The following is a 15,251-nucleotide window of genomic DNA, read 5'->3' on the forward strand; positions in this document are numbered from 1 at the left end:
AAAAGGAATAGTCAATGGACGGGAAAACGCTTCGCGCATTACTGGATAAGTTAAACGGGCAATGCGGTCAAATGATGGAAGCGGCTGCCGGTTTCACCATTAGCCGCGGTCATTATCAAATCACTATTGAGCACCTATTGATTAAGCTGCTTGAAGATGACCATCGTTATGGCATTGATGCTGTGCTGGAGTATTTTCAGGTAAATATTGATGAGCTCTGGCAGGGTTTAATTGATTCGATCAACTCTTTGCGCTCCGGTCATCAGGGTAAGCCGGGTATGTCTGAAAATTTGTTTCAGGTATTGGAAAAGGCTTGTGTCATTAACTCTGTGCATTATCGCCGGGAAGATATAGACAGCGTATCCATCCTGGAAGCTGTTATTGAGTTGTCTCCTTCATTCCCTGGGTTCAGCGCCTACCGTGCCCTGGATAGGGTGTCACTTGATGAGCTGCGAGCGCATCGGTTCGAGATTACCAAGAACTGCAGTGAAGGTGCCGTGCGTGATGTACCTGCTGGCGGGCAGTCTTCTGTGCGGCCGCAGGCTCAGCAGGGTGAATCCGCACTGGATCAGTTCACGACAGACTTGACCGCGAAAGCTAAAAATGAAGATATGGACCCTATCACCGGCCGCAATGAAGAGATTCGTATGGCCATTGATATTCTTTGTCGCCGCCGAAAAAACAACCCGATTCTGGTGGGTGAGCCCGGTGTTGGTAAAACGGCAGTGGTTGAAGGGTTGGCCCAAAAAGTAGCTCGCGGTGAAGTCCCGGATTTACTGAAAAATATCCGTATCTGTGTATTAGACATGGGCTTATTGCAGGCCGGTGCCGGCGTGAAAGGGGAGTTCGAGCGCCGCCTGAAGCAGGTTATTGACGAAGTTAAAGAGTCGGCGACACCGGTGATGCTGTTTATTGATGAGGCGCACACGCTGATTGGTGCCGGAGGCGAAGCTGGGCTAAGTGATGCCGCAAACCTGTTGAAGCCTGCTTTGGCGCGTGGGGAGCTGCGAACCATTGCAGCAACGACCTTCAGTGAATATAAGCAATACTTTGAAAAAGACCCGGCCCTGGCGCGCCGATTTCAGCTGGTCAAGGTAGAAGAACCTACGATCGAAGCCGCGATTTTGATGCTGAATGGTTTGAAAGGCCGCTATCAGCAGCACCATGAAGTGCGTATTACCGACGCGGCCGTAGAGGCAGCCGTCACTCTTTCAGACCGTTATATTACCGGTCGCTACCTGCCGGATAAAGCCATTGATCTGCTCGATACTGCAGCGGCTCGTGTTCGTATGGGGCAGTCGGTTATCCCTTCAAAGCTGGAAAGCCTGGCCGAGCGTCAGAATTATCTTGAAACACGCTTGCAGCAAATTGCGGATGAGCAAGAAGCCGGCATGCTGGTTAATGATTCCCTGCAGGAAACCCTGCAGAAAGAATTACAGGAATGCCTGAACGAAGCAGAAAGCTATCACGCTCAGTGGCAGCAGGAAAGCGCTCTGGTGGGTGAGATTCATCAGCATGTTAAGAATTTGACCTCTCAGGATGAGACTGCAGACCTCGCAGCGGTATTAGCGCATTCACAGTCGCTGCGTTCAGAACTTACCCAATTGCAGGCCGAGCGGCCACTGGTGCAGCCGGAAGTTAATGAGCTGGCTATTGCAGATGTTGTTGCCGACTGGACCGGCGTGCCGGTGGGCAGTATGTCGAAGAGCGATCTTCAGTCTGTGCTGACCTTTGAAGAGGCGATCAGTGATGTGGTTATCGGTCAGGATTTAGCACTGCAGGCGATGGGTAAGGCGTTACGCTCTGCAAAAGCAGGGCTGCGCACCAGTGAAGGTCCGGTAGGCGTGTTCCTGCTCACGGGCCCGAGTGGCGTGGGCAAAACTGAAACGGCCCGCGCGATAGCTGAGCATATGTTTGGCAGCTCGCGTGCCTTAATTACCATTAATATGAGTGAGTATCAGGAAGCGCATACTGTTTCACAGCTTAAAGGCTCACCTCCGGGTTATGTTGGTTATGGTCAGGGCGGCATCCTTACAGAAGCTGTTCGCCAGCGGCCTTACTCAGTTGTTCTGCTGGATGAAGTAGAAAAGGCGCACCCGGATGTGATGAATCTGTTCTATCAGGTATTCGACCGTGGCTTCATGCGAGATGGTGAAGGACGCGAGATTGACTTTAAGAACACGCTGATTCTAATGACCAGCAACGTCGGTTCTGCTCAGATTCAGGAGCGCTGCACCCCGAAATCGGCGGATGAAAAGATAGCCGATATCATGAGTGCCGGTGAAGAAGATGCATTGGAAAAACTTGCAGAGCTTTCGCATCAGAGCGAAGAGGAGCAGGAATGGCAGGAGCCAGGCTTAAGCGAGCTGCAGACACTGGTTAAACCCGAGTTGCTAGGGTGCTTTGCCCCGGCTCTGCTGGCTCGTATGCAGGTGGTGCCATTTGTTTCGTTAAGTGGTGAAGTGCTTGCACAAATAGTTAGCCTGAAGCTGGAAGCGATCGCCAGACGTTTAATGGATTTGTATCAGATAGAGTTCCGTTGTGATCAAACCGTACTTAGCCATTTAGCGGGGCAGTGTGAGCTGAATGACTCCGGTGCCCGGTTCGTCAACTCTATGGTAGACCAGCAGTTAATGCCGGGTATTGCACAAAGCCTGCTGCACTTTATCAGTGAGGATGACGTTCCGGACATATTAACGCTGGTACTTAACGAAGAGCAGCAACTGGAATGTGTATTTGCCGATAAGCCTGCTGTTGCAGAGGCTGTTGTGTTGGAAAATAGCTGAAAAGGATTGTTACCAGAAATACTGATTGGCCGGTAACGAAGGACGGCCTTAACCAGACAAGTGTCTGATCAAAGGGAAATAAAATGATTCAATCAGTCGCAGAAATTAATCGCGCTGTTCGCCAGATAGGTATGGCGGATGAGAGCGAGTATTTTATTCAGATAGACAGTTTTACGGATGATGCATTCATCGTTGAAAACGTACAGGTTACCGGTTGGAACCTGGCGGAATCTGATTACAGCATTGATGTGAAAATTCTGGCTTTGCAGGATATAGACCCGCAAAGCCTGCTGGGTAAAAAAGCTGTGGTCAGCTTCTTGTGGCGGGGCGAGCTTTCACCGGTTCACTCTACGGTATTTCAGATAAGCGGTGCAAACGGTAACGGCAACTACGAAGGTTACCGCCTGACCTTAAAATCGCCACTGTGGGCATTAAAGAATCAATACCATAACCGGGTATTTCTTGAAGAGTCGGCCTTACAGATAGCTAAAAATCTGATGACTGAATTTGTAGACGGTCAGTACACCTTAAAAGTGCTGGCAGGCGATGTTGAACCTTACCCTATGACGGTTCAATACAAAGAAAGTGACTGGGACTTTATTCATCGTATTCTGCTGCGGGATGGTATTATGCTGCACCAGCATCAAACCACCGATGGGCTGGAAGTAATCCTTTTTGATGACATCGCACAGATGCCCTATGCCAGCGAGCCACTGGAGCTGCCTTATCGATCAGCACGTGGTGCAGCCTTTAATGAAGAATCTGTTTCTCTGGTTAAGCAGGTTTGGCGTATACAGCCGCAAAAAGTTCAGATAGCCGATTACCAGTTTCCTTCCAGCACTCATGTTTTTGCTGAAAGTCAGACCGATTCCAGCGCCAATATGACGCACTTTCGCTGGGGTGATAATCTGCAAAGTGACGGCGCAGCGCAAAAGCTTGCCGATGGTATGGCCAACGCCTGCCAGGCAAATGCCAATACCATTGTTATGCACTCCAATTGCCGTGGTTTACAACCGGGCATGAACATAGAACTGACTGGTCATAGTGACTTGAACGGTCAGTACATTATTACAAAGCTAGAATCTACGGGAAATCAGTCGGCCGCTACCAGCGGGGGTGTTGCTGCCCTGCATAAAGGTTACAGCAATATCTTTATTGCTATACCGGCCGGCCAGGCATTTTTACCTTTGTATAAACCGGCCAGGCCAATTGCTACGTCTATTACCGCAACCATTGCCAGCGAAGTTGACGATGCTGGTCTGTACCGGGTGCATTTACCCTTTGACCAGCGCGAAGCCGGAGATGACTCCAGCCTGCCAACCAGGTTGCTGCAACCCTTTGGCGGTAATGATCACGGTATGCACTTCCCGCTGACGGTCGATACCGAAGTGGTGCTCTCGTTCGAGAATGGCGATATAGACCGGCCAACCATTATGGGCGCTGTTTATAACGACCAGAGCCCCGACGTGGTCACCAGTGAAAACGCATACCAGAACCTGATTCGCACGCGCGGTAAACACGAGTTCTTAATGGACGATTCGCCGGGTGAAGAACGCATCCAACTTAATACAGCCGAACAGAAAAACCGCCTGCAACTGAACGCCACCGCAGATGCACACCTGGCAGAGCTGCACTCAGAAGAGGGTGATCTGGAAATCTATGCCGGCAAAAACATGCAGGCACAGTCTGGTGCAGATATGACCATAGAGGTTGGCGGTAATCAGGAGGTAACTGTCAAAGGTGACTACTCACTGATGACCGAAGAAGGTGATATTACCCATCAAGCCGGAAATAACCTACAGCTGACCGCGCAGGAAGATTTAAGTTGGGTAACGGAAGAGGGTGACCTGAATGTACAGGTGGGTGGTCAATGGGTTGTAGAGGCCGCAGATGGTTGCAGTACCCATGTTGTATCCGGTGACCAGAGTATCGTTGTTGAGGGTGGCAGCTATCAGCTGGAAGCCTCCAGTGACGTATCGTTCAGTGCCGGCGGCTCACTAACCTTTACTCAGGGCAGCGGCACTATCCAGATTGATAGCAGCGGCAACTTAACATTGGAAGGGCCAAGCGTGGCCATTAATGCAGCCAGCATTACGCTGAAAGCTGGTTCTATTGGCAGTAACTAACAAGGAGGCCTGCAAGTGGAAAAATCAGCTAAAAACATTGTTCAGCTCAATGCACAGCCGGAGAGCGATCACAGCGTAAGCTTCCTTGCGGAAGTGACTAGGGTGAACAGTGGTGTCGCTGTTGAGGTTTCCTATCAACGGCAAGCTATAAAAGTTGACTACTGTGTTCATGGTAACCGTGAATTGAAAGAGGGTGACCTTGTTCTGGTACAGAAGGTTTCACAGCAAACCATTGTAACGCACCGATTACCAAACCGAGACGAGCCCGCTGAACCTCAACTTACCTTTGATGGCGAACAATGGGTATTGTGCAGTCAGTCGGCCATGAAATTGAAAGTAGGGCGGTCAGTTTTAACAATTCAACCCAGTGGCGATATTGCAATTGAAGGCAGGGATTTGCTTTCAGAAGCCACCGGAACAAACCGCCTGTTAGGCACGCGTATAGAACTGAACTAAAAGTGACAGTAAGGGAATAACCAACATGAGCAACAACGTTTTTATTAATGGTCTTACTGCCGTTCATGCCGGCAGCGGTGGTGTGCTAACCACCATCGATGTGTGTAAAACCAAAATCGGTAAACATACAGTGCCCATCCCTTACAGCAATGTCGCGAAAAGTTCAGATTCCTCTAAAACGGTCAGTAGCGTTGTCATTAACGGCAACCCCGCCTGCACGAAAGACAGCGTGTTTTCAAAAAGTACCGGTGATCAGCCAGGCAATAAGAAGGGCATCAAGTCTCACAAAATTAAAGGTGAGGCATCGTTCATTATGGGGAGCAGCAATGTCTTCTTTGAAGGCGTAGCGGCTACTCGAGCAACGGACATGATGGTTTCTAATAAGAAGAATACGCCACCTATGCCTTTGGTTCAGAGTGGCGGGGTGAGTTCGGCTAATTCGGTGCAGGCGCCGGCGGAGATGGATGCTAGTACGGGGCCGGATGGGATTGAGGTGGCTATTGAAGGATTGAATGAAGCGGTTACACATCTGATACGAACAGTGAATGCGGATAATCTGGTCGATATACGTACCACGCCGATGATTGAAGAATAAGGAAGATATCAATGGCTACTAATACGTCAATTACCGAGTTGACCGAAGGTAAATACGGTCTCGATATTCTTATACCAGCAATGGCAGATGGGAATGGCTCTGGTCTGCCTTTTATCTGCTTACCTCTCTATACTTGCGAAAGTGTTAAGCAAGAATCGGTACAAGGTTCAGCGAACACTCAGGTTCAATATGCAAATGTTGCACTTCACTATGAAGATGAAGACGATTTAATAGATGTTACTAAGCGTATTCGAGACGGCTGGCTTTATATATTCGTTAACGGATATTTATGGCATGAGTATCAGGTAAAAGAAGGCGCAGAGAACGAGGAGAGAAGCCATTTTTTTGATGTCGACTTGCGTTATTGGCAAACTAAAGATACCCGCAAGGCAAACAGTACATCAAACTATAATATAACCTTTCCAACCAAGCTTGACGGTGTTGAAACTCAGGTTCAAATTGCATATTCAGAGGTTCAGTGGTCTTGGTCGAGAATCTGTTCTATGGGTGGTATGAACCCTGAGGACCCCCGCTTAAGCCATGTAGTGAAGCATGGTGAGGTATTAAGTGTCATTGCAAACCAATATAGCTTTGTTGAATCTTATCAGGAACTGGCAGAACTAAATGACCTTGATAGCCCAGACCAAATTAAACCGGGTCAGTCTATAAAATTGAGAGATGCTGATGAACCCATAGGAGACACTGAAGCGAACCGTACATCTCGCTTAGGCAAAGCGCTTAAAGACCAAGGTTCTCTTGGTGGCGATTATGGTGTAGTAAAAGTTCAAGATCCATTAGGTGTGATTGATCGATATAATACAGCAATGACTTTGCTTTTAATGAATCAGCAAAGTATGTTGGCTGAAATGCAGGGCAGCTTTATTCCAGAAGGTGAAGCTGTCAGTCGAGTTTCGCTTGGATTACCATACCCCTATCTACTTTCTTCTAGTAAAGAGCACTCCCCCGCTAAGCTACCGGTAGATCTGCCCCAATGGAAGCGAAAAGATATATGTGACTTAACCGATATTGCTCGCTATTCCTATGCAACCTATTTAGATAACGACTCACGTAATGCAATGGATGCTAAAGATATAAAAAGCCCAGAAGAGTCTCTATCTGAAGCTCAGGATCGACTTGATGAAATCAAAGAAAAATTAGAGGATACCGGTGATCGTTTAAACAAAATAGAATTAGAAAACTGGTTAAGGGTGAGTCAACGATCCGAAATTCGTCAAGAATACCGAGATTTTCAAACTGAATATATAAATTTAGTGTGTGGTGATACAGACCCATTCGAAACATATGATTTTAGTATTAAGTTGTTCGATGTATTACAGGATTTTGCTTGGTTGCCGTCTGACCGATATCACTTATTGTGGTCACGAATAGCAGAGGTCGTAAACCACCTTGTTATAGATCCTAGTACTTTTGATCATCAATATGATTTGAAGGCAGTTCCTGACCGTGAACGTAAAGAACATTTGCCTGTATTAAATAAGGGCTTAGATATTGCTGAGTCGATATACTCAGGCAGTCATCCTTGTAGTTCTTGGCTCTTTCCAAAAGAGGAAGACGTTGATATTACCTCAGATCAGCCTCCTGCTTTATCAGTCGTTAAGTCTATTTATAGCCCAGCATTTAGGCTTGGGGATTTTCAACGTGCTATCGCTAACCGGCCTGATGAAAAAGAATCCATTGATGGCGAGAAGAATTTTTTTGATTTTTTTAACAGATTTTCAAAAACAGTTTCAGCTTTGGCCGAAAATTTTCAATATCGTTCATCAGAACCGATTAAGAAAAGTATTACTTTGCTATTTAGATTAGCTAAAGGTAGCGGTATTCCTGGTTTGGAAGGGCTTCATATAGTTATGAAGGGTGAGAGCTTAGAAGGCAAAGTAGCTCTTGGTAAATACCGGCTTGCACGTATAGCCAATGCGTACTATGAAAAGCAAAATCGCAGTCAAAGAAAGTTTCTTAGTGCAGAAAGTGCATTTAACCAGCAGCAAGGTAGGGCACGTAGCCAAGTAACTGAGCTTTTAGATAGTGAGGGTAAGGTTGTCGCAGCATCAGATATTGGATTTTTAAAACCATGGCAAGGATTTGATCCCAATCGAGAAGCTGCGAGTAAAGAGCTAATATTCGAGCAGCATGGCAAAACTGGAAATTCAGAATCGATTATTAGGGCTGCATTAGACGTATGGGTTATTCCAGAGCGATCAAGGCTCAATGGGTTGTATAAAGCTGCAAGTCAAGCAACCAGTAACCAGCTCTATGTTGGTACAACATCTAACTTTCCAAAGATTATGCTTTTATTTGAAGTGATCGCGTTGAAAGAAGCTCTAAATAATTTTTATAACAGTCATCCTGATGATTTAAAAGAGTTATCTTGGAGGTTTCGTGCTCAAGCTGTAAATACTTTGGCTGCGATAATTGATGTGACTGATGCATGGTATGATAGTAAAGCTAAAAATAAGCTTATCCATACTATGGAAAAATCAAACTTTAAGTCTATTCGTTTTTTATCAAGACAAGTCCCTATAAAGATTCGTGGAACCCTTTATAAGGTACCGATTATACGTTGGTTAGGGCCCATTGGGAGTTTGGTCGGTGCTGGTTTCACAGCATGGGATAGCTATAAATTGTTTAAGCGGCATGATGGTGATGCTGCAATATTAACAGGTGTCGTAGCTTTGTTAGGTGTGGCGGGTGCAGCTATTGGTATTATTGGTGGCTCTATGGCTGGTGTTTCTTTGGTAGTACCGCTAATTGGGTGGGCTATTTTTGGAATTAGCCTTGCTGTAATTTGGGCCGTTAATAAGTGGTTAAAAGATTCACCTTCTGAGTATTGGGCGGAACATTCCCCGTTTAGTAATTCAGTAGATAATCGATTAGGTGTAGACGAATTTAATATTATTAGTAAATCTAAAGCTGGTCTTCAAAATATCATCATGCAACCGAGTGCTAGTGTTACAAAAGAAAAGTATGAACATAGTGGTCGGTTAATGCACCGGGTGTCGGTGATAGTTGAACATCCGGCGTTTATTCTTGATGAAAGTACTCTTGATTGGGAATGTACTTCTGAGCTTATTGAAATGATGCCTAATGGCGCCAATGGAATGCTTGTGCCTGTTGCCCGAAACAGGCTTAAAAAAATGAAACCAGTATTTGTTTCTAACGATTTGCAGAATACTGTTGTTACGAGAACGGTGTTGGTTTTTAGTATTCCAGATGCGACTGAGGAAAAGATCGAAATGCGTTTCTTACCTGATAAGACTATTTTTAAGGAGAATGAATGGCATTTTAAGTTTCGTCATATCCTTAATGATGGAACGAGTTTGCCGTTGAATGCGTCTGACTTCGATCAAGATACTAAGACTGATGTAGGTTGGTCTAAATTGAGCTGGACTACAAGCTAAGGGCTGTAATGACACATTTTAATGAAAGACTACCCGAGTACAAAAAAGTAGGTTTTCTGACCCGATTGTCTTGGCTAGGTAGAACTGGGAAAACTGATGGTGAACGTATCAGTGAATTTCCTCAGGTTAAATATAAATCAACCGCTATAGGTTTTGAGAAAATCAATGGGTTGCCTCATACACGTAACGCAATCCACAGTAAGGGTACTCACAATCTGCTCCACTCGATACAGTCCATAGGTGGTCAATCTTTAGTTAATAATACTCGATGTCATGAGTATTTAGCTTTGGATGACGGTGCTGATGCGATTGAAAACCAAAAAATATTACTTACTGATAAAAAGTCTTATGTTCGTCACAAGATTGATGAGTTAACAGATAATCTTATTGGTTATAAACCTTCTGTTTATGAGTTTCCAAATGCGCTAAAAATTGCATCGGTATGGTTTCAATTCTTAAGGATTATTACTGGATTGTTGGCTTTTGTAGTATATGGATTTATGTTAATTTTCGGATTTTTAGTTGATCTTCTTACTTTGGGTATGAGAGATGCGATTGGTAATTCTTTATTTTTTTTTACGAATCCTTTTATGTTTTACTGCTTCGCTCTACTACCTTTGTATTGGCTTGTCTTGAAATTTCTTACCCATATTGGTGTGACTGATCTATTCGACCCGGCTTTTATCCCAGGATCAGCACTGCGTAGAGACTTAGGGGCTTTACGTACAATAAGTAAAAGAAAGGGCATTACTGAAATCCCGTTTGAAGAGTTGGAAGCGCGAACTACCACCATGTGGGACGGCGGTAACCGAGCGATGTGTAAGTTGTATTTGGCACATAAATACAGTAAGGATGGCGTCGTCTATGGCGCACCTAATCAACAAGCATGGTATGTTGGTGTGCTGTGGGAATTTTTTCAGCACTTTATGGATGTATCCAGGCCATTGCCGGATGTTCCAGAATTTGAACCTTATCGGCACTTAGATCCGACTACACGAAAGTGGGATGAAGAGCATAACCGTCCAAGGTGGTTATGGCGTGATATGTCACAGGATGATTATCGGGCGCTTGTTGAAGAATCCATAGCGGCCGCACAAACCTATCCTTTTTTAAATCCTGATGCAGTCGAAGAAGAAAATTGGAAACCCGCTGGCGAGGGTGACCACTGGTACCAACAAGGTTAGCGACTTCCTGCACACTTTCTAGAATGGATTTCTGTTAATATCGGTCTGTTAGTTTTACGAACTATAGATGCTGACAAAGGGAGTAAAGCCAGCATGCTAACAGATCAAGATCGTCATAATTTAGATCGTCATCTTACTCAGGCAAGTCAACTATTTAAGCAGCGGTGCAGTGGTTGGCAGAGCGGTATGAGCACCAAGCAGGCCTACAGTATCGAACAGCGCCTGTTCCCCAGTATTCAGGTTTTATCTAACCATGCAGAAGAGCTGTTCGTTGATAGCTGGCCGGGCGCGCCCTGGCAATTAAAAGTAGCTATCATTGCGGCTATTCGCTGTGAAGATGTGGCTGTTTTTAACTCCGCTTTGGATGTGCTGGCTGAGAATATAAGCGCTGACGAGACTCAGGAATTTTCTCAATTGTTGTGGTTGGCAATGCCTTGTGAAATCAGTAAAGAGAAGTTACAAGCGCTGACAGATCATCCTTTATTGAATCATTTTAGCGAATCTGAGTTTTCAAAATTGTTGTGGCCTGAAGAAACTATTCGCAAACTGGTGGGTCATTTAGGTATTTCTCTTCCCTATTGGTTGGAAGAATCAGACCAGCTCAAGTACTCTGAGCGTTCGGTGGTCTTACGTGATCTTATTCAACAAAAGCCGCATGCTTCCCGGCAACTTATGGACTGGTTGGAAGGCTCTCAATCCGACGCTGACGAATGGCAATGGCTTACCCTTACCGAAGATGACGTTGCGACTGAACTCTATTTCAAACATTGTCTGCAAAACCCCGCGCACTTAACGGCTGCTTCGTATCGTGGAACAGCGAACTTCCTTGGCCGTTTGACTCAGTGTTTTTTAATCTCTGCTCAGGCTGAGAGTGCAGCCTATGCAGTCGAAAATATCTTGGGTGTTTCAGTTGAGTGGAAACACAGTATGACTGATGCAAAAACCGGTGAGCCCATCAGTAGCTCACCACTGCAGCCTGTCATGCCTGTTGATATAAATGCTGGAAACCGCTTGCAGCTCGGTGGTCGATGTTCAACAGCTCTGACCCTCGCAGATTGGTTGCTTGATCAACCTTCAGCCCTTCAAACGTTGGGCTGGTATCACCTTGGGCAGGCCTTAGGGCGAGCAATTCCTGATTACTCACACCACTGGGTTACCAACCAGTGGCAGTTCTTACAAACAAACATTGATGTGCCCGAGGTTATACATGAAGTTTGATAACTTTAGCTCTTGGGATGCTGCATTAATCCCCGGCTGGGGCAAAAACCGTAATTCTCAAATGACCTGCGCAATTAAAGTTGGTTTTTGTTGGGATGAAGCCGGCACGTTGACACCTGTTAGTGCAAGCGATTGCCCTATTAATTATGCCGATGAGTATTACGATGATGATGCGGAAGGCAGGTCAGTTGAGAATGCGTCGGATATTGTTCCATTTAAACAAGGTTTTGAATGGTTGTTGAAAGGGTCGCTTGTGCCTGTGCCGGGTATAAAGCAGCAGCCTTTAGTCGTTGAGTTTTTACACTCAGAGTTCACAGCGAAAAAAACCATTGTCGCAACGGGCAAGCGATACTGGAAAAAGAGTTTCTTTGGCACCATTGCCAGCGAAGCTGAGCCGCTGACCCCACAGCCCATCTGTTACGAGCAATCCTTTGGTGGCAGGTTTGTTGAAGAGGGTGATAATAAATCAATTATTTATGATGAAAACCCGGTCGGCACTGGCTATGTAAAAGCACGCCAACATAAAAGTGAGCCCGTTTACCTGCCGACCTTTGAGTATCAGCCCATTCTGAAAAGCACCAAAGAAACTCCAAAGCCCGCAGGTTTCAACTCTATTAGTATGACCTGGTCGCCTCGATTTGAAATGTTTGAACAAACAGATGCCGAAGCTGCGGTAGAAGGCTTATGCCCGTACAAAGGTCTTCCGCCAGAAACTTTATATAACAGCGCACCGGAAGATCAGCAGTTTGAGAAGGCAATCCCCTATGGCTCGCTGGTCAAACTCAGCGGCTTTCAGCAGCAGAGCATCACGCTTAAATTACCGCAAGCTGCGCCGGCCATTGAGTTGCTTAAGGTCGATGGCAGTAAGGTTGAGAAGTTAACGCCTGCTTTAGATACATTGTTGATAGATACGGATAAGCAGCTGCTGGCTTTGGTGTATCGCATCGGGCTCGATTGGCATCCGTTGAGCGGCCCTCACAGTCAAATTGTGTTAAAAGATGGAGGGCAGGAAAATGCATGACCTCAGCTCACTAAGCCGGTATCGATGCATTGGCGGATGCCTGACATTAGGCGGGGTCGATACTCCAGAGATAGCGTTAGCGAATTTACTCGCAGGCATTTCTCATCGCCAGCCGCAGGAAAAGAAAGTCGTTATAAATGGCGAGAGTCTTGAAAAAATCATTGCTGTACCGGCAGTACCTATGGCGATTGATGACGAAAGCGCGCGCCAATTCGTACTGATTGAGGACTTAATTACCAAAGTAAAAAACTTAGAAACACCCGAAGGTAAGCGCGGCTTGGTATTGAGTGGTAGGTTGTCAACTCAGCTTTCCAATACCATTAAAAATCAATTCAACGGGTTGTTTGAGGCGATTCAGGTAGCGCCGATGGTCTCTGCGTCTTTGGATGCAATAGCAGAAACCTGTGAAAATCAGGAGATTGATCACTGGCTTTGGATCAGTGTTCATGCCGGTTGCTCAGCCCGAGCTATTGCGGCTTTGAGAGGTGATATTGCAACAAACCTGACCAGTGAGTGCCCGGCACCCGCAGATGCTGCGGTCGGCATTTGGTTGAGTGCTCAGCCCGGAAAACACAATCATGTAGGAAGAGAGCTCGAGTTGTATGCAGATGACCCACTGGCTGGAAAGACAGACGCATTAGCTAAGTTATTGGTGAATACGCCAAATATTGAGCGCAGTGTGCTTATCCATAACCTGTCGGCATCTGCAAAGGGAAGTATCGAATTGTATAGACTGGAGCAGGCGCTCGATGAGAAACGGACAGAGTATGAAGACGTGAGCTGGGCTAATAATATCCCGCCACGCTTTAACTTAAGTACCGTTTTTGGTGACACTGGAGTATGCAGTTTGCCATTGATGATGTTGTTTCAGCATTACTGGTGCTCAGATGAACCCGTAAAGATAATAGCGGCCGAAAGCCAATGGCGGATGAGTTGGCTAATCGAGTAGCTGCATTATGCTTGTGTTCAGCGTACAAAAAAGCCGGCAATTGCCGGCTTTGTTGTAATTCAGACAGGCAGTTTAAACCTTAGAAACCAACGCCTGAACGCTTTCTTTCGCATCACCAAACAGCATGGCTGAGTTCTCTTTAAAGAACAGCGGGTTCTGAACACCCGCATAGCCAGTCGCCATTGAACGCTTCAGCACGATGCACTTCTTGGCTTTCCAAACTTCCAGTACTGGCATGCCAGCGATAGGGGAGTTTGGTTTTTCGATCGCATCCGGGTTTACGATGTCGTTCGCACCAATCACCATAACAACGTCTGTTTCTGGCATGTCGTCGTTGATTTCGTCCATTTCCAGAACGATGTCATACGGTACGTTAGCTTCAGCCAGCAGTACGTTCATGTGGCCAGGTAAGCGGCCGGCAACCGGGTGAATAGCAAAGCGAACTTCTTTGCCTTCTTTGCGCAGTTTTTCAGTCAGCTCGGCCACAGCCTGCTGTGCTTTGGCAACAGCCATACCGAAGCCTGGCGTGATGATGATGCTATCTGCATCTTTCAGCAGTTCTGCAGCTTCGTCATGGTTGATAGAAACGGCTTCACCGTATTCTTCGTCTTCCGCCGCAGCGCTGCCGCCGTCACTACCAAAGCCGCCCAGAATAACGCTGATGAACGAGCGGTTCATCGCCTTACACATAATGTAAGAAAGAATCGCACCGGAAGAGCCCACCAGAGCACCGGTGATGATCAGTAGGTCGTTACCCAGCATAAAGCCGGTCGCAGCAGCGGCCCAACCGGAGTAGCTGTTCAGCATGGAAACAACAACCGGCATGTCGGCACCACCAATAGCTGCAACCAGGTGAATACCCAGCAAGCCAGCGATAATGGTCATCAGAAGCAACAGTACAATCGCCAGAGCTCCGTGTGGGTGACCCACAAAGATGAACAGCATGATCAGCGAGGCCGCCAGAGCAATAATGTTCAGACCATGACGGAATGGCAGCATAAGTGGCTTACCAGAGATAGAGCCTTGCAGCTTACCCCAGGCAACCCATGAGCCAGTCAGTGTGATAGCGCCAATGAAGATGCCCAGGAAAATCTCAACGTTGTGAATAGCCGCTTCAGCACCGTTGTGTGCGCCCATGTGTTCTGCCGCCTGAGCGACAACACCATAACTGGCTTCGGCACTTAAGTGACCACCCCAGCCGATTAACACCGCTGCTAAGCCTACAAAGCTGTGCAGCATGGCAACCAGCTGTGGCATTTCAGTCATTTCTACGCGGGAAGCCAATCGCAGGCCAATCGCACCACCGATAACAATCATTGGGATCAGCAAAACATAAGATTTAACCTCTGGCGCAGCGATGGTTGCGATAATGGCAATCGCCATACCGACCATGCCGTACAGGTTACCGCGACGAGCGGTTTCCTGAGAGCTTAAGCCGCTCAGAGATAAAATAAAGAAAACACCAGCCAGTAAGTAGGCCATTGAAAGTAAACCAGTCAT

At 46.5% G+C, this 15,251-nt stretch carries 10 protein-coding genes; 9 read left to right on the plus strand and 1 reads right to left on the minus strand.

Features of this window, described 5'->3' with window-relative positions:
• Positions 1-14: 14 nt before the first annotated feature.
• The 9 genes from tssH (at position 15) to BCF53_RS08415 (ending at position 13,751) form a co-directional block, all read left to right on the plus strand.
• On the plus strand, positions 15-2,786 hold the full coding sequence (gene tssH / locus BCF53_RS08375) for a type VI secretion system ATPase TssH (protein ID WP_132701275.1): 2,772 nt from the start codon (positions 15-17) through the stop codon (positions 2,784-2,786).
• Positions 2,787-2,869: 83 nt separating this feature from the next.
• The gene (locus BCF53_RS08380; RefSeq protein ID WP_132701276.1) at positions 2,870-4,912 is read left to right on the plus strand and encodes a type VI secretion system Vgr family protein; all 2,043 of its coding nucleotides are present in this window, start codon (positions 2,870-2,872) and stop codon (positions 4,910-4,912) included.
• 15 nt (positions 4,913-4,927) lie between these two features.
• Positions 4,928-5,368, plus strand: a complete 441-nt coding sequence (locus BCF53_RS08385; RefSeq protein ID WP_132701277.1) for a hypothetical protein — start codon at positions 4,928-4,930, stop codon at positions 5,366-5,368.
• A 25-nt stretch (positions 5,369-5,393) separates the two neighbouring features.
• On the plus strand, positions 5,394-5,963 hold the full coding sequence (locus BCF53_RS08390; protein WP_132701278.1) for a DUF4150 domain-containing protein: 570 nt from the start codon (positions 5,394-5,396) through the stop codon (positions 5,961-5,963).
• Positions 5,964-5,974: 11 nt separating this feature from the next.
• The gene (locus BCF53_RS08395) at positions 5,975-9,379 is read left to right on the plus strand and encodes a LysM peptidoglycan-binding domain-containing protein (protein WP_132701279.1); all 3,405 of its coding nucleotides are present in this window, start codon (positions 5,975-5,977) and stop codon (positions 9,377-9,379) included.
• A gap of 8 nt (positions 9,380-9,387) precedes the next feature.
• Positions 9,388-10,563 carry a hypothetical protein gene (locus tag BCF53_RS08400; protein WP_132701280.1) on the plus strand — a complete coding sequence of 392 codons (1,176 nt, stop codon included), beginning with the start codon at positions 9,388-9,390 and terminating at the stop codon, positions 10,561-10,563.
• A gap of 93 nt (positions 10,564-10,656) precedes the next feature.
• Positions 10,657-11,781, plus strand: a complete 1,125-nt coding sequence (locus BCF53_RS08405) for a hypothetical protein (protein WP_132701281.1) — start codon at positions 10,657-10,659, stop codon at positions 11,779-11,781.
• Positions 11,771-12,802 carry a DUF2169 domain-containing protein gene (locus BCF53_RS08410; RefSeq protein ID WP_165901858.1) on the plus strand — a complete coding sequence of 344 codons (1,032 nt, stop codon included), beginning with the start codon at positions 11,771-11,773 and terminating at the stop codon, positions 12,800-12,802. Before BCF53_RS08405 ends, BCF53_RS08410 begins: the two co-directional genes overlap by 11 nt.
• On the plus strand, positions 12,795-13,751 hold the full coding sequence (locus BCF53_RS08415) for a hypothetical protein (protein WP_132701283.1): 957 nt from the start codon (positions 12,795-12,797) through the stop codon (positions 13,749-13,751). The genes BCF53_RS08410 and BCF53_RS08415 overlap by 8 nt, the downstream gene beginning before the upstream one ends.
• 72 nt (positions 13,752-13,823) lie before the next feature.
• Here the strand turns inward: BCF53_RS08415 and pntB are convergent, their stop codons facing one another.
• On the minus strand, positions 13,824-15,251 hold the full coding sequence (pntB, locus tag BCF53_RS08420) for a Re/Si-specific NAD(P)(+) transhydrogenase subunit beta (protein ID WP_132701284.1): 1,428 nt from the start codon (positions 15,249-15,251) through the stop codon (positions 13,824-13,826).

The organism is Reinekea marinisedimentorum (assembly GCF_004341165.1).
Lineage (GTDB): Bacteria > Pseudomonadota > Gammaproteobacteria > Pseudomonadales > Natronospirillaceae > Reinekea > Reinekea marinisedimentorum.